The following is an 18,755-nucleotide window of genomic DNA, read 5'->3' on the forward strand; positions in this document are numbered from 1 at the left end:
GGTCATTGATTATGTTCAAAATTACCACCCCTGCAAAAATTTTCACTGTAAAAGGTCCTATATTTTATGGAAAAGCGGAGGTATAGGGTAATTATGAAGTCGGTAAAGCAAGAAAGTGGGCATGCCCATACAGTAGAGGCCGTATTACAGCGGATAGGCAGTGACCGTCTGGGATTGACCCAGAGCGAGGCAGAGCAACGCCTTCAGCAGTATGGTCCCAACCGGCTCACCCCGCCTAAGAGAAGGGGACCCATAGAACGCTTTCTGGTCCAATTTCATAATGTGCTCATTTATGTGCTGCTTGCCGCCGCTGTTGTCACCGCTTTGCTCGCCCATTGGGTAGATACGGGGGTCATTCTCGGGGTCGTGGTGCTCAATGCCCTGATTGGTTTTATTCAGGAAGGAAAAGCTGAGCAGGCGCTAGAGGCCCTCCGCCACCTCCTTTCGCCCCAAGCCAGCGTATTACGGGATGGTCGGCATAGGATGATACCTGCTGAGCAGTTGGTCCCTGGCGATGTGGTTACCCTACAGTCAGGGGATAAGGTGCCCGCAGATCTTCGCCTTATCCGGGTGAAGAACTTACGCATTGAGGAAGCCGCCCTGACCGGAGAATCCATGCCGGTGGAAAAGGCCCTTGAACCCGTTGCCGAAAATGCGTCTTTGGGGGATCGGACTAACATGGCTTATTCTGGCACCTTGGTTACCTACGGGACGGCGGAAGGGGTAGTCGTTGCCACGGGGGATCATACCGAGATCGGACGTATTAGCGCCATGCTAGGGCAGGTACAAACCTTGACCACGCCTTTGCTGCGGCAGATGGCTGTGTTTGGCCGCTGGTTAACGGCGGTTATCTTAGGGGTGGCGGCGGCGGTTTTTGCCTTTGGGGTAGGGGTCCGAGGTTATTCTTTTCATGAGATGTTTCTTGCCGCTGTAGGGCTTGCGGTGGCAGCCATTCCGGAAGGATTGCCCGCCATTATGACCATTACCTTGGCAATGGGGGTCCAGCGCATGGCCCGGCGTAATGCCATTATTCGTCGTCTTCCCGCAGTGGAGACTTTAGGTTCTGTCAATGTGATCTGTTCTGACAAAACGGGCACCTTGACCCGGAATGAGATGACGGTGCGCACGGTGATCACCGCAGACGCTGGGTTTGAGATCAGTGGGGTAGGGTATAACCCCCATGGCGGGTTTAGCCAGCAAGGCCAGATTATCCTGATGGATGATTATCCTGGATTAGGAGAGCTTTGCCGTGCTGGCCTACTTTGCAATGATGCGATCCTCCACAATGTGGAAGCTACCTGGGTCATTCAAGGGGATCCCACTGAAGCGGCTTTAGTGAGCCTGGCGATGAAGGCGAATTTGTTACCGGAATGGGAACGGGAGGAATGGCAGCGTGTTGATGTGATTCCCTTTGAATCAGAACACCGCTTCATGGCGACTCTGCATCATGATCGGGTGGGCCATGCTTTCATCTATCTCAAAGGGGCTCCTGAGCAGGTTTTGGAAATGTGTCACCATCAGCGTAGCCGGGGTGAAGATGAGCCGTTGGATCTACCCTATTGGCATGATCGTATTCTAGAGATGGCAAGCCGGGGTGAGCGGGTATTAGCGGTGGCTTTTCGGGTGACCCACACTGACCACTGTAATTTGCGCTTTGAGGATGTACAAGAGGGGCTGACCCTGTTGGGACTATTTGGAATTATCGATCCCCCCCGGGAGGAAGCCATTGCTGCGGTCAAGGAGTGTCAGGAAGCGGGAATCCGGGTCAAGATGATTACCGGAGATCATCTCTTGACTGCCCAGGCCATCAGTCGGCAACTGGGCCTTAAACATAGTGATCAGGCTCTAGCTGGTACAAAGTTGGAGGTCATGGATGATGAGACCCTCCGTAATGTGATTTTGGATGTGGATGTTTTCGCGCGGGCTAGCCCTGAACATAAGCTCCGTCTAGTCAAGGCCTTGCAGTCTCAAGGACGGGTTGTGGCCATGACCGGCGATGGCGTTAACGATGCACCTGCGTTGAAGCGGGCTGATGTGGGCATTGCCATGGGTCAAAAGGGTACGGAGGTGGCGAAGGAGGCTGCCGAAGCCGTGCTCGCCGATGATAATTTTGCCTCCATTGCCCAAGCGGTGAAGGAAGGGCGTACCGTCTATGACAATCTGAAGAAAGCCATCCTTTTTATTTTACCTACCAATGGGGGCGAAGCCATGGCCTTGGTCGCCGCCATTCTATTGGGCTATATGCTCCCCATTACTCCGGTGCAGATCCTATGGATTAATATGGTCACCGCAGTCACCCTTGCTCTGGCCCTTGCTTTTGAGCCCCCAGAGGGCAATGTCATGCGTCGTCCCCCCCGGGAGCCAGGGGAGCCGGTGTTATCCGGGTTTTTAGTTTGGCGGATTGTCTTTGTTTCGGTCATTTTGGTGGTAGGCACTTTCGGGCTCTTCCTGTGGTATCGCGAGCAGGGTGCCCCTATTGAATATGCCCGTACCATAGCCGTGAATACCTTGGTGATGTTCGAGATCTTCTATCTTCTCAACACCCGCTATATGACTAACTCCGTCTTATCCCGAGAGGGCCTGTTGGGTAACCGTTACGTCTTGATAGCTATTGCCGTAGTAGTAGGGCTTCAGTTGCTATTTACCTATACCGGACCGATGCAGCAACTATTTGCCAGCGTGGCTCTAGGCCTCCATGATTGGGGCTGGATTGTGCTGGTCACCTCTTCCGTATTTGTGCTCGTGGAACTAGAGAAATCCTTTTTAAGGAGAAGGAAAGAAAAGGCCCCGCCCCGGAGAGTTGAACCGCCTGTGGCGGCATTTGAGAGGTTTAAGCCCCGGAGAGTCTGGCCAGCGGCGCTCATTCTTCTACTGCTTGGCGTGGGGGTAGGCAGTTGGATATGGGTTCAGTTCGAGGGAGAGGAAAAAGAAGCGATAGTGGTGGCGGAAGCAGAAAGACAGGCGCGGCCACCTGCCGAGCCCCTGCCGGACACGCAGACTCCGGGGGTAAAAACGCCTTCTGACAGGGAGACGACGCCTGCCCCCCAGCAGCCTGAAGTGGCGGCAATACCGCTGCCGGAGAAAGAGAAGGAAGTACCGGAAAGGCCTGAAATGGTCCCTAAGCCCCCCATAAAGGAAGTGGAAGAAGAACCGGAGCAGATTGAAGTGTCTCCAGCGGCAAAGACAGTGACTGTCCAGCCGGGCGATACCCTCTCCCAGATCGCTGCACGTGCCTACGGCGATCCCACTCAATGGCCGCTTATCTATGAAGCCAATCGGGGCAAGATTGAGAACCCTAACGTCATCATCCCAGGCATGGAGCTGACTCTTCCCCCTGCACCTAAAAATCAGGACTAATCTGGACAGGCGGGCTAAACACCTAGCTAGCTAGTTAATTAAGAGTAACTTTACTAAGCTTTAAATTTAATAGAAGCCGTTTGAATTTATGTTCCAGGAGTGGAGAAGGCGCGATGGGGTCAAAACAAGAGGCGGATTCTGAAACCAGGGCAAGGCAAGCGGAAACCCAGGCAATGCAGGAATGGGAAGAGCACGAGGTCAGGGAAGAAGAAAATGAGGCCATGGAAATGACGGAAAAGGCCTATCCTCGGAAGAAGCTGACCTTGGATGAAATGATGTTTTATGGTTTGCTCATCCTTTCGGTGGTAGGGGTTGCAATCACCCAGTCTTCTGTCATTGTGGGTCGCGCCTATTGGCTGGCCATGATACCGATTATTGCGGCCACTACCCTCTATGTAGAGTGGATAAGGGGCCGTGGACAGGGAATGAGATGGCGAACGCTACTGCGAACCCAACTTTTCCACTGGGGAGCGCTTTTGGTTTCTGTAGAGTTGGTGTACATGCTTTTCAATTTTGGCCGGCTCAGCAATGAAGCTGTAAGCTTAATGATTCTCCTGTTGCTGGCGCAGACGACTTTTCAGGTAGGCGTGTACGTGGATTGGCGGTTTTCCATAGTAGCCCTGTTCCAGGCTTTTTCTCTCATCGTGCTGGCTTATTTGAAAGCTTATATATGGATAATATTGTTAGTTGCTATCGGGATAATCGCCTTGGGGATTTATTTCCGTAGAAAATTTCCAGAAAAATTTTCATTTCCCCACCGCAGTCGCTTTTAATCGTTAGAAAAACGTCCTGGCGTGTAAAAGTGGACATTGCTAGGTCACCCATGATCGTTGGGGCTTTCGGTGGCGGGCATCTTGCTCGCATGCTCACCCACTGCTTATGACTCAGTCTTTGTACACATTACTAGCAACTACGTAATTCTTACTGCCTGATATGCGTCTTGTTCGCGACTGGTTTCAGCGTCACTTTTCCAATCCTCAGGTAGCGGGCCTGGCCTTGTTACTTGTCGTTAGTTTTGCCACTGTGATCTTCATGGGACACATATTGGCGCCGGTGTTGGCTAGCCTGGTGATCGCCTATCTGCTCGAGGGAATCGTGGGGTATCTGGAGCGACGACGTTGTCCTCGCTGGCTAGCCGTGCCTTTGGTGTTTGTGGCTTTCATGGTGGCCTTTTTTGGGGACATCTTCGGGGTGATACCCTTGCTCTCACAGCAGGTTACCCAGTTTTTCCAACTCTTGCCGACCATGATTGCTCGGGGGCATGAACTTTTATTGAGCCTGCCTGAGCATTATCCCGATTTATTCTCCGAGGCGCAGGTCAATAATCTGGTGAGCGCTATCCACGTTGAGGTGGCCCAATTAGGGCAAGAGGTGCTTTCCTGGTCCCTGGCGTCAGTGACGAGCCTTATTACGTTGGGGATGTACCTGGTGTTGGTACCGTTACTGGTGTTTTTCTTCCTCAAGGACAAGGACCGCCTTATTGAATGGTGTAAATCTTACCTTCCGCAGGAGCGAAAATTGATAGCTGAAGTCTGGGGCGAGGTAGATTTTCAGATCGCCAACTATGTTCGCGGTAAATGCATCGAGATCCTGATTGTCTGGGCAGTGAGTTTTATCACCTTTTATGTCTTAGGCTTGCGGTTTTCTATGCTGCTGAGTGTGCTCATGGGCTTGTCGGTTCTTATTCCCTATATTGGCGCGATGGCGATCACTTTACTGGTGGCGTTTGTGGCTTATTTTCAATGGGGATTGAGTACTGAATTTGCTGAAGTGCTTGGCGCCTGTGTCATCATCCAGTTTTTGGATGGCAATGTGTTGGCGACCTTATTGTTTGCCGAAGTGGTGGATTTGCATCCTGTGGCGGTGATTGTGGCCATTGTGGTTTTTGGTGGAGTGTGGGGATTGTGGGGGCTCTTCTTTGCAATACCGCTTGCCACCATCATACAGGCGGTGCTCAAGGCCTGGCCCAAAGTCCCCCCTGTAGAAGAACGGCCTCCACTGCTAAAACGTTGGGGTATTTCCTTGCTAGGACGACAACGGTCGCGGTGAGGTAGGGTATTGTATGCGGCAGCCGTGTTCGCCAGCCGCTTATCCTTAAAGCCAGTGGGGGCAAGATCATACCAATTTAGCAAAAGGCTGCAATTTATTAAGGTTATAACTGGTTGTTTATACTAAGCCTATACAATGCAAAGTTACGTGAAATTGGTATCAAGGTCCCTAGCGTAATAGTTCCAGGCATGGGGCTGACTCTTCCCCTTGCATCTAAAAATCAGAACTAATGGGGTTGGCATAATCTATAGAAGGTAAGTGGTGTCTGTCACCGTGACCCTTTGCTCGAGGCTATTTCCGCATATTGGGGAGAGGCCGTATATGGTGCCGTTTGAAAATGTCTTTTATGAGATTGGTGCTCTGCTGGGGGTGGCTGCCGCGGGCGGCGTTTTGGCAATCCTGTTGCGCCAGCCGCTGATCGTCGCTTTCATTGCCGTTGGCATCATCGTAGGACCCACGGGTTTTGGGTGGGTGGTTGCCAGCGATCAAGTGGATTTGCTTGCCAAGTTGGGGATTGCCCTGTTGCTGTTCGTAGTCGGTCTAAAGCTCGATCCGCACATCATCCGGACAATGGGGCCGGTGGCGCTGGCGACGGGACTTGGCCAGGTTGTATTCACTTCGGTAGTTGGCTATCTCATCGCCCTCGCTTTAGGGATGGCGCCGGTGTCCGCGCTCTATGTGGCCGTGGCGCTTACTTTCTCCAGTACCATTATCATTGTCAAATTGTTATCGGATAAGCGCGAGGTGGACTCTTTGCATGGTCGGATCGCCATCGGCTTTCTCATCGTGCAGGATATCATGGTGGTGCTGGTGATGATCGGCTTGACGGCTTTTGGCCAGGCTGGTGATGCGCTCAGCCTGGGCCGGGAGGCGTTGCTAGTGCTCGCCAAGGGAGCGGCGATGCTGGCAGTCGTCGGCTTGCTGATGCGCTATGTTTTGCCACCGTCATTGCACCGGTTGGCGCGTTCACCCGAGCTACTCGTGCTTTTCTCCATCGCCTGGGCAATACTCGGGGCGTCAGCGGGGGATACCCTAGGCTTCAGCAAAGAGGTTGGGGCCTTTCTGGCCGGGGTATCAATTGCCGCCACTCCGTACCGCGAACTGGTTGCCGCGCGTCTTGTCAGCTTGCGGGATTTCCTGCTGTTGTTTTTTTTCATCGACCTCGGTGCGAGCCTGAATATAAGCACTTTGGGCGCACACTTGGAGGCATCTGCGGTGCTCTCGCTCTTTGTGCTAATCGGCAATCCCTTCATCGTCATGGCCATCATGGGGGCGATGGGCTATCGCAAACGCACCGGTTTTCTCGCGGGTCTAACTGTGGCCCAGATCAGTGAATTCTCGCTGATTCTGGGAGCTTTGGGGCTAAACCTGGGCCACATTGACCAGGAGACGATGGGGCTTATCACCCTGGTGGGCTTGATCACCATCAGTCTCTCGACTTATATGATTCTTTACTCTCACCCCCTGTACGAACGATTGGCTCCTTGGCTAGGAATGTTCGAGCGTAAAGTGGCGCACCGCGAAGAGGGCGTTGCGGCAGCAATCAATGGCGATACGTACGCGTTCCTCTTTGGCTTGGGACGTTTTGGCGCGGGGATCGCCCAGATCCTGCAGAAGCGCGGCTGCCGAGTGCTTGCAGTGGATTTCGACCCCGATCTGGTGCGCCGGCATGCTGGCGAAGGGTATATGACTCGGTACGGGGATGCCGAAGACCCTGAATTCGTCGCCTCCCTGCCCCTTGAGCGGGTGCCCTGGGTTGTCAGCACCGTGCGGGAACGGAGTGTGAACCGGACTCTGTTGCACACGCTACGCCAGCAAGGTTTCCGGGGTCGAGTGGCAGTGGCTGCCAATGGCCAGCACGAAGCTGAGCTGTTTCGGCGCGAGGGCGCGGATCTTGTCCTGGTGCCTTATTTCGACGCGGCCAGAGAGGCGGTTGACCACCTGCTGGAGCTTGGTGCCGTGGGGAGCCATCCAGGCGACAGCCCTAAGGAATCGACGGGTGCTTGATCTATCCTGTAGAGCTTTGACTCCTATTTTAATTAATGCAATGGAGGGGAGTTATGAAGGTCTTGATGGCAAGCGATTTTTCCACAGGTTCCGATCTTGCTCTCGACCGGGCTACGTTTCTTGTGCGTCAATACCAGGCGCAACTTGTGTTGTTGCATGTATTGGAAGCAAGTGATAGTAGCCTAGTTGGCGCTCTACCAGCACTCGATCGACTCCGTCAAGAAATGGAAACGGCTCTACGCAATAAGGCAGCCTCTAAAGGAATCCAGTGCGAGATTAGGGTGCGGATTGGCAAGGATTTCGTGGATATTATTCTTGAGGCCCGAGAAAGACAAGTTGATCTTATCATTGTTGGTGCCCATGGACGTCACTATATCAAGGACGCTCTCTTTGGAACCACGGCTGAACGGGTGATAAGTAAGGGCGATCGGCCAATACTAGTAGTAAAGCGGCCAGCTCAGGGACCCTACATGCGAGTGTTAGTTGGAATTGATTTTTCACCCGAGTCCCGAAACGCTTTAGAGTATGCTATGAAAATTTTCCCTCAGGCCGAACTTTATATTTTGAATGTCTGTGGCTTGGTATATGAGGGAAAACTGAGACAGGTCGGCTTGAGGGACGAAGAAATCCTTTCGCTTGACAATGTTGAATACATGCGCCATCTAAAAGAATTAGACCGCTTTCTTTCTGGGACTGCGGCCTATTCGATAGCAAAACGACTGGTAGCCAAAGGTTACCCGGCAACCATTATACTAGCCCAAGCTGCACACCTTAAGGCAGATCTTATCGTGGTCGGCACCCGGGGTGCTTCGGGATTGAAATATATTTTGATAGGCAGTGTGGCCAGGCATATACTGCGTGACGCAGACTGCGATGTGCTCGCTGTGCGTTGCGAGAGGCCCAGTTTCGAGCTTCCCTAGAAGTTTTTCCTTCTCGATTGCCAAGCTAAGGTATTGCTATCTAGTGAATGATGGTCACGGGTCCAGTGGCATGACGCACGACTTTCTCGCTTACGCTGCCAAGCAACAGAGCCTCAAAGCGTGAGAGGCCGCGCCGGCCCATGACCGTTATTGAGCTGGGATATTTTTCCAGGTATTGGATAATTTCTGTGGCCGGGTCACCTGAGAGGCTCTCTTCTTTAATTTCTCCCTCTTTGCCGCCAAGAGCTTGGTAGGTTTTGTCAAAAATTTTGCGCGCCGCTTCTTTCTTGAGCTGTTCGATATCTTCCTCTTCTGGGTGGGTAATGCGAAGAAAATCAAAATTGCCGCCCGAGCGTGTCGTAAACACATAGACTAGGGTCATTTTGCTTCCCATCGCTTTAGCCAGGTCGGATGCAAAGCGTGCCGCCCGTAGGGAGTTTTCTGAGCCGTCTACCGGTACAATAATGTCATTGAATTCAGCACTCATAATGATGGCTCCTTAATATTAATTAGCTGCTCGAGTGGCGGTTCTAAATCAAAATCTCCTGGAAAAGCCAAGAACCCATCCATTACTATATCTATAGTCGTTTTTTGTCCTCAGTGCCAATAGGATTTTTATCCGGGACGTCCATCTACCCTCGGTCGCCATAAAATAGTGGTGTAGCGGAATACAAAAAGCCCAAAAGCGGCAATCCAGAGGCCGCCGGAAAGTAGTAAAACCACCATCATATGGGCAGGGAGTAGCAGCGGGCCCCCGATCCGGACAATAGCCCCCAGTGTGAGCAATACATAAGCCCAAATCATCCCTTGGGGCAATTCCAGCCGCCGTCCTGTATGACCGAGGGCTACACGGGACATCATCCCTAGAATAAGAGTGCCCATGGCGCCGACCGTCAACAGATGGATCGCAATGCTACGGTAATCCCCCGGCAGGTAGGCATCTAATCCCTTGGTCATCAACCCGGCGCAAATCCATAAATATCCCAGGTGCAGTACCCAGAGGAGAGGACGTGATAAGGTTTTGTACCCGCCCCAGCCGAGCAGGCGCGCTAGGTTGAGTCCCCCTGCAGTGAGTGCGATGACACCCATCAACGGGCTCACGCCGGTGATCGCTTCTATAATTAAAATTGCAGCGACAGAGCCGATGGCTAGGCGATCGAGCCAGGGAAATTGACGGATAGGGGTTTGAGGGAGGGCATTGCGAGTGAAAAAAGGAATCACCCGGCCGCCAATGATTACCATCAATAGGGTAATGACATTGACCGTGGCTTGCAGGGCTGGTGCAATGACTGTAGGAAAATAACCTGCTCCACCCAGGTGGACGAGTAAATTGCAGCTCGCCAAAATTCCCAATATTCCAATCAGGGGAAGACTGCGAGTATTCCCTGTAGCAATGATAGGTCGGGCGATAAAAAACATTAGGCAGGGAATAAAGGCCATATCGACTGTGATGACGATGAGGGGAGGCAGCGTATTTCCCAAAAGCATGACGGTTCGTCCTGCTAGCCATAATAGGACAAGCAGAAGCAAGGAAGGCCCAGTAGCCGTAGGGCGCCCGGTCCAGTTTTGGGCTGCGGTCAAAAGAAATCCCGCAATAATGGCGGACACAAAGCCAAACAACATCTCATGGGCATGCCAGTAGGGAAGGGGGAAGTATCCATTGAGGTACCACTGACCCTTTAATAGCAATAGCCATAAAAGCATCCAGAGACCGCTCATCAAGGCCCCAAGCCAGAAAAAGGGCCGGAAGCCGGTACCCAGGAAAGTCCACCGAGGACGCCGAAAGGCGGTGTTAGTCATAGGAGTAGATGAAGACATAGATTTTTAGCTCCTGTAAACAACAGGTGAAATCAGAACTATTTTCTTTTATTTTCTAACTATTTGTTATAAAAAGAAAAATTGACAATTCTTTAGTGTTTCGCTAAGGTATTTTCAGGTCATCATACAACAACAGCAAGGAGTATGCATTATGAAGGGCGATAAAAAGGTCATTAGCTATCTCAACAAAGTGTTGACCAATGAGTTGACGGCTATCAACCAGTATTTCCTCCATGCTCGCATGTATAAAAATTGGGGTCTTGGAAAGCTCAATGAATATGAGTACGAAGCCTCCATCGATGAAATGAAACATGCTGATCAACTGATTGAGCGAATCTTATTTCTTGAAGGGCTCCCTAATCTTCAGGAACTGGGTAAGCTCTTGATTGGGGAAGCCCCCAAAGAGGTGCTGGAATGCGATTTGAAGCTGGAAAAGGAAATATTGCCGTTGCTCAGGGAAGCTATTGCCTATTGCGAGAAGCAGAGCGACTATGTTTCTCGGGAACTGTTTGAAGAGATCTTAGATAGTGAAGAAGAACATATTGATTGGTTGGAGACTCAGTTAGAGCTTATTGAGAAGGTAGGATTGCAAAACTACCTGCAATCTCAGATGTAAATCTCCTCGAAGTTTTTCCAAAAATTACCCGCTCCGGTAGTGCTGGGGTGGGTAATCCTCTGCCTTTAAGGTCAGGGGATTTTTGTGGCCGCGATGGCTGCAAGTAGTAAGGAAAGGGTTGCGAACCCGGCCCCTGCCAGGAAGGTGGCCATAGGCCCATATCCCTCCCAAAGTAGACCTGCGATAAAACTGGCGGAAAGTGCCCCCACGCCTGTAATCAGATGAAAAACCCCAAATGCCGTCCCCCGGAGTTTGGGAGAGGTGACATCTGCCACCAGGGCGGAAAGCAGACCTTGGGTTAAACCCATATGGAGGCCCCATAACACCACCCCCGCCATGACATCCCAGATGTCTGTGGCTAGGGCTAGCACGATATCCGCGGCGATGAGGATGATAAAACCGGTGGCAAGAATGATCCATCGGTTCATCAAATCCGACAGTTTGCCGGCGGGATAGGCGGAAAGGGCATAGGCTATATTCATCACCACCATGACCAAAGGTATTAGGGCGTGGGCAAGTCCCATATTTTCAGCACGAAGTACTAAGAAAGCTTCGCTGAAGCGGGCAAGGGAGAGCCCTGCGGCAACTCCCAATAGCCACCCGTAGGGGGTGCCCATTTGACGTATCTCTGCGGCGCGGATGGGTGCTTTAGTGGGAGAGCTAGGGCGGAAAGTCGTGGGTTCTTTAACGCCGAGGATTAAAATCACAACAGCGATGAATCCCGGTATCACCGCCACCCAAAACACCATCCGAATGTCGCCTGCTAAGAGCGCCATGAGCGTCATTGCTAGGAGGGGACCGGTAAATGCCCCCACCGTATCGAGAGATTGTCGTAATCCGTAGCTGGCTCCCCGGAGGGATAGAGGTGCGATTTCTCCTATCAAGGCGTCCCGGGGGGCTCCTCGAATGCCTTTCCCTATTCGGTCAATAAAGCGGGCGGTAAATACCCAGCCTACGGACCCGGCAAGCGGGAACAAGGGTTTGGAAAAGGCGGCTAGGCTATAGCCCATGACGGTTAGCAGTTTCCGCTTGCCCAGATAATCGCTTAGGGCTCCTGAGAATACTTTGGTGATGGAGGCTGTTGCTTCAGCGATACCTTCGATGACACCCACTGACACTGCGCTTGCCCCCAGCACTGAAACCAAAAAAACGGGCAGCAGGCTGTGAATAAGCTCCGAGGAGGTGTCCATAAACAGGCTGACCAGGCCCAGTGTCCAAATACTTCTGGGAATGGCTGCTAGGCCAGAAGGAGGGGGAAACCCTGTTGGAGATGGTTTATTTGCCACTGCTCCGGATTAGATCTCTTGGATTGAAGGTGAGAAGTTCTAAACCCAGAGGGCTATTAAAGAACTATACAATAGTGAAAACATAGTTGCGTCATTAAGGCGTTAATAGGTTAATAATGGAGGAAGCTCCTTGGGAAAGTTATGCCTATCTCCCCAATGGGGAACCCGCATTTTGGCAAGCGGAGCTTGGTGATGAGCGATAAAAATCACAAAGGGCAACATCTTCGTATCACGGTGCCGCAAATTTTCATGGTAGTCGGGATTACTGCTGGTGTTGCCGTCACGCTACTCTTTTTGTGGTATGCGATACCCGTCTTGTTACTTGTTTTTGCGGGTATCTTATTGGCGATTTTGTTACATGGTTTGAGTGATTGGATCGCCCGACGTACTTTTCTTTCCTATGGCTGGTCATTGACCTTCGTCGTGCTTGATTTGATGACTCTTTTTGCTGTGGGTCTATCGTTAGTCGCTCCTGATGTTGCTGATCAAGCCTATCATCTGTCACAACAACTGCCCGAAGCATTAAAGCGTCTTGAGCAATATTTTGCCCAGTATACCTGGGGCCAAGAACTCCTTGCACTGATAGACAAGGATTTAATGCCTAGCAGAGAATTTATGTTGACTCAGGCGAGCAATATTTTTTCCTCTACATTAAATGTCCTGACCAGTTTTATTATCATTTTGTTTATTGGCCTTTATGGCGCCGCGCAGCCACGCTTGTATGTGGAGGGCATTACCCAACTTGTTCCTATTCGTAGGCGGCAACGAGTTCGGACGGTTCTGCATCAAGTGGGGCAGACCCTCCTGTGGTGGCTTTTTGGAAGAATGATTTCAATGACTATTGTGGGAATGTTGACCGTGCCCGGGTTGTGGTTGCTTGGTATTCCCCATATTTTGACGCTTGGCCTACTTGCGGGTCTTTTGACTTTTATTCCTTATATTGGTCCTGTGCTCTCGGTTGTGCCTGCTGCGCTTCTTGCCCTGTTACAGAGTCCAATACAGGTGGTTAATGTTTTATTGCTTTATCTTTTTCTACAATCCTTCGAGGGTTACCTACTCACTCCACTGGTACAAAAGCGCACGGTGGCAATGCCGCCAGTACTTACCATTTCGGTACAAGTGTTATTCGGTACCTTGCTTGGATTCTTTGGCCTGATGTTGGCAACGCCCCTGGTCGCAGCTTTGATGGTCTTGGTACGGATGCTGTACGTTGAAGATATATTGGGCAATTCGAGTAAAGAGAAGTTGTAAAAACGGGATCACCTCTTAAGCACAACCCCCCCCCTATTTTCTGCACTGCCTCATTGACAAAACTTTTGTCTGCTATCGTTATCATTTTTTATACCAATTCGTACTGACCCCGCATGTTATAATGAGGAGGTTTGAAAGCGAGTTTATGGGGAGGAGCGAGGTTGATGAGTCGCCGCCTAGAGCTAGAAATCACGGAGAGTGCCGAGGAATTAAAAGCGCTGCTTCACCAGCAGAGCGAGGTGAAACTCAAAGAACGAGTTCAGGCGTTATATTTGCTCAAGAGCGAGCAGGTCACCGAACTCAAAGCCTTGGGGAAAGTGCTAGGGCGCAATCCCTCCACCCTTTATCGCTGGTTTGAGGGGTATCGGGCCCGAGGGTTAGCAGGCTTGCTTGAGCTTGGGACGGCGCATAATGGGCGTGCCCGAGCTATACCGCCGGCGGTGGAGCAGGCCTTAAAGCAGCGTTTGAAAGAACCGCCGGGTTTTAAGAGCTATGGGGCGATTCAACAGTGGCTGAGGGAAGAATACGGGTTGCAGATTAAGTATAAAACGGTACATCAGACAGTACGTTACCGGCTCAAAGCCAAGCTCAAAGTGGCGCGCCCGAGCCACCTTCATCGAGAGGAAGCGGCGGGGGTGGACTTTAAAAAAAACTCCCGCGGCGCCTAGAAGTTTTGCCGGTCCTCTACGGGGCGGAAGACCCCGCTTTAGCGGTGCGGTATTGGTGTTACGATGAGACGCGCTTTGGGCTTAAAACCATCCCTCGGCGACTGATTACGTTGACCGGCACCAAGCCCCTAGCGCCGGTGCAATGGCAATTTAAAGCCTTCTATCTCTATGGGGCGGTGGAGCCGCTGAGCGGGGAAAGCTTCTTTTTGGAGTTCTCTCATCACGATAGCGACTGTTTTCAGATTTATTTGGATCACCTCGCTCAACGCTATCCCCACGCTCTCCATATCGTTCAACTTGATAATGCCAGCTCTCATTGGGCCAAGAAGCTGGAGTTGCCTGAGAATATCGTGTTGATGTTCCAGCCTCCCTATAGCCCCGAGCTCAACCCTATCGAGCGACTTTGGCAACACATGAAAGATCAGCTCAGTTGGGTTCTCTTTAGCACACTGGACTCCCTTCGACAGACTGTCGGGGAAATCCTCCAGGACCTCACTCCACAAACGATTCGTTCTTTAACCGGTTACCCCTTTATCCTCTCCGCTTTAAAGCATGCAAATATTTAAAGAAATGGTATTATGCGCTAAAAAAAAGTGCAATGATGATTTTTGTGTTTTTGCCCTATAGATTACGTGAAATGCCCCATTCAAACTTATCTTGATAGGAAGTATTTTCTTAAAATGTTGTTTTTTATATAAAATATAATTTGGCATGAATTGTGATTATTTTATTTTGTCAGCGACAGAAGCGGCTGTGATAGGAAGGAGTAGTGCCATGATGAGAAGACAAACCGGTTTTCGTTGTGGGCTCAAAGAGGATGATATTTTATGACCCGTGAAGGTCGTGTGGGGTTTTTTGATACACGGCGGGAAGTGGAAGTCATGTATCAGCGCTATAGGTGTAAGCAAGCGATGGTGTTCCCAAACAGGAACGGGGATGAAAAGCGGCAGGCCTAATTCTCTATCGAGGTTTTTGTTCATGTTTTGAAATCGCAGGCTATATAAACTGTGCTTATCCTCTCTCTCCCCTTAATTTGTTATGGAAAACAATTTTTAATTCTTGCTGCGGCACAAGGAGGTGCCGCTGTTTTTTTACCCGCTTAGGATACATTCGTCGTTGCCTAGATTTGGTTCTAATTTATACGCTAGGGTGAAAACCGTCAAAGAGTATCTATGATAAAGACTGGAGAGACGAAAAATGAATTGGGATGAAGAGAAAGAGGCAATATTTTATCGTGTGATTACGGATGGTGATAGGCAATATTCGATCTGGCCAGAGGACAGGGCCATCCCCAAGGGATGGCATACTACCGGGGAAGTGGGGAGCAAAGAAGAATGCTTTGATTACATCAAGGAAATATGGCTCCAAATGAGTCCTTTGAACCATGGTAAATCATTTGTGGAGGAATCTAATAGCAATGGCAGAGATTTTCTAAAAAGAGAAAGACTGTAGTGATGATTTTTTTCTTTTTTGACTTATAGAGTGTTTGAAATACCCAATTTAAATTTATCGTAGTGAGAAATTTTTATTTTAATTTTTTATTTCCTTTAATAAATATAGTTTGGCGCGAGTTATGACTATTGTTTGTTAGCTGCCAAGGTTCTTCTCTCATGCTTTAAAGTGGCAGGTTCAGATAGGTGTTGCGTTTTTGGCCATATACGGGCAGTGCCCCTAAGTAGGACGAATAAGTGCAGCGCATCCGCGAAACCCACCCCTTGCAATGGTGGAGGCGCCCTGCTTATTCTCTCTACCGGAGTTATTGCAAATACCCACCGCAACCAACCCAAGAGAGCTCTCTGCAGGGGATAGGAATTGCGGCATTTGCCGTATTCAAAGAAGATTATTTCCCTTTGCCTTGCTTTCCGGTTTAGTAAACTCGCTATTTATTGCTGGTTTACTGTTCCCCCTTTCCGCCTGGGCGGCGCAGTCCGATGGAGAGGACAAGGCTGTTGTGGAGATGGATTCGACATCGACAATGAAACTGGCCCAAGGGGAGGGGGTGAAAAAAGAAGGCGGAGCAGGGAGGAGTGAGCTCGCGCCTATGGTGGTGAGGGGAACACTGGGCGAGCAGCCCACTTACCAAGTAGACACCTCCACGGCGGGGACCAAGTTTCCATTGGAAATCAACCGCGTGCCCCAAAGCATCCAAGTAATTACCGAGGATGCTTTTGAAGACCAAAATGCTCGCAGTATCGGCGATATCATGAAACAGGTGCCTTCGGCCAACGTATTCGGGTCGCGTTTTAGTCGTTTTCCAAGCGTTAATATTCGAGGGTTTAGAAGTGACTAGACTCGCAATGGCATCCGGCAACTATTTTTTTCAGGGATCGATTTTTCTGCTCTCAGCCATATTCAGAGCATGGAGGTATTGAAAGGGCCGGGCAGCACCGTCTTTGGACAAAACGGCAATGGGGGGGAGCTCTCAATATCGTCACCAAACGCCCTTACGAGCGGTTGGGGGCCGAAGTGAGTTTCACCCGCGGGGGCTGGGAGGGATTTGACGGCGACCTTACCAGTGGTCAATGGGACTTCAACGTCCCCTTAATGTCGAGCGGGGCCTTGAAAGTACGCTTTACTGGCGAGGTGGAGCGCACCGACTCCTTCATCAATTTTCAGGATTTGGACCGGATCTGGTTCAACCGAATCAATGTTCCTGACATCGATGCGCTGAATCCGACGTTTCTCGCCGCAGCGCCGGAGATCAACCCTGGCATCATTACCTTTGGCCAGAATTTCGACGTTTGGGCGGCTACCTTTCAGGATGTGGTGTCGATTACTCCTTACTTTGATTTGATGGGCGGTTTCCGCTACACCAAGGTCAGCGGAGTACCTCGGGGAAACTTGGTAAGGCGAGTGAGATCGGGAGAAAGCGAAGTCGACAATACTTCTTTTCAAATCGGCGGCACCTTACATGTTACTGATTCAATTCATGTTTTCTCGGGGTTTGCAGAAGGTTTCCAATTCAACGTCGTCGGCCAAAAAGCCGACGGTTCAGCCTTTGATCCTGAAGAGCTCGATCAGGTGGAAGCCGGTGTCAAAGTTGATTTCCCCTGGGGGCTGAGCGGAGCGGCCTCGTTTTTTGAAATCACCCGCAGCAATGTGACCACGCCGGACCGGGAAAACCCAGGCTTTTCCGTGCAAACGGGAGAGGTTCGCTCCACGGGTGGGGAAATGGAGTTAGCCTATCAAGTCACCCCACAGTGGTATTTTCAAGGGGGCTACGCCTTTATTGATGCGGAAATCACCCAAAGCAATGCGGGCGACGAGGGTAATCGGTTTCAAAACATTCCCGAGCACCAGGCCAATCTTTGGACCCATTATCGCTTCGACAACGGCCCCTTGAGAAATCTTACCCTCTCGGCGGGGATGCAGTTTGTGGGCGACCGGCCCTTGGACAATGCCAACACCGTCGATCTTCCCGACTTTACGACCGTGGATTTGGGCGCTTCCTACACCTATCAAAACGTCAAACTGGAGTTGTTCGTCAACAACCTGCTGGATAAACATTATTTCACCGCAGCTGACTTCGGGGCGGCGGTGTTTCCCGGCGATCCCCGCTCGATTGTGGGACGGATCTCGTTGAAGTATTAGCCTCTTGGCGCAAGGATGCGCCCCGGGTTTTTCAGTGCTGCTGGGTGAATGTTGCGGGCATTAAATTCGATATCAGAACCAGCAGGCGGCGGAATAAAGTGCTGTTCGCCATGGGATGGTGGGACTGTGTAGGATGGGTAGAGGCGATAGCCGAAACCCATCACATTTTCTGCCCATAATTAATGGGTTTCGCTGCACTCTACCCATCCTACCCCCGTTATTGCAAGGGAGTAAACCGGATTAAGCATAGCGTATCCGCCAAAACTTTTTTGTTTTTTGCCCTATAGGGTGCGTGAAATGCCTGATTTAAATTTGTTGTGATGGGCATATTTTTTATTAATTTTTTGTTTTTATTAATAAATTTTATTTGGCATGAATTGTGGTTATTTTATCTTGTCAGCGACAGAAGCGGCTGTGATAAGAAGGAGTATTGCCATGATGAGAAGACAAGCCCGTTTTCGCTGCGTGGCCCAAAGAGGATGGTATTTTATGACCCGCGAAGGTCGTGTGGGGTTTTTTGATACACGGCGGGAAGCGGAAGTTATGTATCAGCGCTATGCCCGTGAGAAAGTAATGACCTACAAAAGGAAACGAGAAAAAGGGAGCAAAGAATTTAGGCCAATCATCTAATTAGGGCAATGGGCATTTCTGGAGTGAGTCGGTGGTGCGATGCAACCTCCCTTTCTATCTGTCCGGAAAGGGTTCGTGAAAAATCAGAGTGTACCCCTTCTTCGTACATCACCGGCTCACTCCGGAAATGCCCTCCAGACTTCACTCCTGCCGAAGTCTTTGATTCATGCTTTGAAGTTGTAGATATAAGCAGAGCCTCCATATTTGCTTATCTTTCCTCTTCTCTTGGCTTGTTGTTATGGAAAACGGTTTTAATTCTTGCCGCGGCACAAGGAAGTGCCGCTCATTTTTTCCAACGGATAACCCAATTTAGAATATAGCGTTCCCCAAATAAATGAGATACGAATATCGACCTGGCAGGACCTTAATTCTCAGTCTAACCGTCTCTCTCCTATTGTTGTACGCTAGCCTGCCGATCTGCGTTGTGGGTTAATTTGTCGAGCTGCTTGGCGTTCAGTCTTGATTCGCCCCATCCAGGCTTGGGCTTGGGTGCGGGGGGTGTACAAATAACTGTGGGTGGTGCTCAAAAAGTAATGCTTTGAGTTTGTGAAAACAGAGCGAC

At 50.6% G+C, this 18,755-nt stretch carries 16 protein-coding genes and 1 pseudogene; 14 read left to right on the forward strand and 3 right to left on the reverse strand.

Going from position 1 to position 18,755, the window contains the following annotated elements; genetic code table 11:
* Positions 1-93: 93 nt before the first annotated feature.
* The 5 genes from NHAL_RS08940 to NHAL_RS08960 all read left to right on the forward strand — a co-directional run bounded on the left by NHAL_RS08940 (position 94) and on the right by NHAL_RS08960 (position 8,333).
* Positions 94-3,357, forward strand: coding sequence for an HAD-IC family P-type ATPase (locus NHAL_RS08940; protein WP_013032832.1), 3,264 nt, complete (start codon positions 94-96; stop codon positions 3,355-3,357).
* A 113-nt stretch (positions 3,358-3,470) separates the two neighbouring features.
* Positions 3,471-4,130, forward strand: a complete 660-nt coding sequence (locus tag NHAL_RS08945; protein WP_013032833.1) for a hypothetical protein — start codon at positions 3,471-3,473, stop codon at positions 4,128-4,130.
* Positions 4,131-4,290: 160 nt separating this feature from the next.
* The gene (locus tag NHAL_RS08950) at positions 4,291-5,406 is read left to right on the forward strand and encodes an AI-2E family transporter (RefSeq protein WP_013032834.1); all 1,116 of its coding nucleotides are present in this window, start codon (positions 4,291-4,293) and stop codon (positions 5,404-5,406) included.
* Positions 5,407-5,727: 321 nt separating this feature from the next.
* Complete coding sequence (locus NHAL_RS08955; protein ID WP_013032835.1) at positions 5,728-7,413, forward strand: cation:proton antiporter; 1,686 nt, start codon at positions 5,728-5,730, stop codon at positions 7,411-7,413.
* A gap of 53 nt (positions 7,414-7,466) precedes the next feature.
* Positions 7,467-8,333: a universal stress protein gene (locus NHAL_RS08960; RefSeq protein WP_013032836.1), complete on the forward strand. Its 867-nt coding sequence runs from the start codon at positions 7,467-7,469 to the stop codon at positions 8,331-8,333.
* A 40-nt stretch (positions 8,334-8,373) separates the two neighbouring features.
* Here NHAL_RS08960 and NHAL_RS08965 read toward each other — a convergent pair whose 3' ends face one another.
* Together NHAL_RS08965 and NHAL_RS08970 are read right to left on the reverse strand one after the other, a co-directional pair.
* A complete protein-coding gene (locus tag NHAL_RS08965) occupies positions 8,374-8,820 on the reverse strand; it encodes a universal stress protein (RefSeq protein WP_013032837.1) in 447 nt (148 codons plus the stop codon).
* Between the two features lie 128 nt (positions 8,821-8,948).
* The gene (locus NHAL_RS08970) at positions 8,949-10,151 is read right to left on the reverse strand and encodes an NnrS family protein (RefSeq protein WP_013032838.1); all 1,203 of its coding nucleotides are present in this window, start codon (positions 10,149-10,151) and stop codon (positions 8,949-8,951) included.
* Positions 10,152-10,302: 151 nt separating this feature from the next.
* On the opposite strand from NHAL_RS08970, the gene bfr reads away from it, so the two are divergent.
* On the forward strand, positions 10,303-10,767 hold the full coding sequence (gene bfr / locus NHAL_RS08975) for a bacterioferritin (protein ID WP_013032839.1): 465 nt from the start codon (positions 10,303-10,305) through the stop codon (positions 10,765-10,767).
* 71 nt (positions 10,768-10,838) lie between these two features.
* Here bfr and NHAL_RS08980 read toward each other — a convergent pair whose 3' ends face one another.
* Positions 10,839-12,053, reverse strand: coding sequence for an MFS transporter (locus NHAL_RS08980; protein ID WP_013032840.1), 1,215 nt, complete (start codon positions 12,051-12,053; stop codon positions 10,839-10,841).
* Between the two features lie 192 nt (positions 12,054-12,245).
* Here NHAL_RS08980 and NHAL_RS08985 point away from each other — a divergent pair, with 192 nt between their 5' ends.
* From NHAL_RS08985 to NHAL_RS09015, 8 genes and pseudogenes are all read left to right on the forward strand, one after another.
* A complete protein-coding gene (locus tag NHAL_RS08985; RefSeq protein ID WP_013032841.1) occupies positions 12,246-13,304 on the forward strand; it encodes an AI-2E family transporter in 1,059 nt (352 codons plus the stop codon).
* A gap of 164 nt (positions 13,305-13,468) precedes the next feature.
* Positions 13,469-13,972, forward strand: coding sequence for a helix-turn-helix domain-containing protein (locus tag NHAL_RS21915; RefSeq protein ID WP_041354723.1), 504 nt, complete (start codon positions 13,469-13,471; stop codon positions 13,970-13,972).
* Between the two features lie 5 nt (positions 13,973-13,977).
* Positions 13,978-14,538, forward strand: coding sequence for an IS630 family transposase (locus tag NHAL_RS21920; RefSeq protein WP_157862509.1), 561 nt, complete (start codon positions 13,978-13,980; stop codon positions 14,536-14,538).
* 261 nt (positions 14,539-14,799) lie between these two features.
* Entirely contained in the window at positions 14,800-14,928 is a 129-nt protein-coding gene (locus NHAL_RS22240) for a hypothetical protein (protein ID WP_013032842.1), read from the forward strand.
* 241 nt (positions 14,929-15,169) lie between these two features.
* Complete coding sequence (locus tag NHAL_RS09005; RefSeq protein ID WP_013032843.1) at positions 15,170-15,424, forward strand: MbtH family protein; 255 nt, start codon at positions 15,170-15,172, stop codon at positions 15,422-15,424.
* 589 nt (positions 15,425-16,013) lie between these two features.
* A pseudogene (locus NHAL_RS22450) lies at positions 16,014-16,442 on the forward strand (TonB-dependent receptor plug domain-containing protein).
* Positions 16,439-17,563, forward strand: a complete 1,125-nt coding sequence (locus NHAL_RS09010) for a TonB-dependent siderophore receptor (protein WP_238985484.1) — start codon at positions 16,439-16,441, stop codon at positions 17,561-17,563. Before NHAL_RS22450 ends, NHAL_RS09010 begins: the two are co-directional and overlap by 4 nt.
* A gap of 435 nt (positions 17,564-17,998) precedes the next feature.
* Complete coding sequence (locus tag NHAL_RS09015) at positions 17,999-18,193, forward strand: hypothetical protein (RefSeq protein WP_013032844.1); 195 nt, start codon at positions 17,999-18,001, stop codon at positions 18,191-18,193.
* The last annotated feature ends 562 nt before the right edge of the window (positions 18,194-18,755 follow it).

The sequence above is a fragment of the Nitrosococcus halophilus Nc 4 genome (assembly GCF_000024725.1).
GTDB classification, from domain to species: Bacteria; Pseudomonadota; Gammaproteobacteria; order Nitrosococcales; family Nitrosococcaceae; genus Nitrosococcus; species Nitrosococcus halophilus.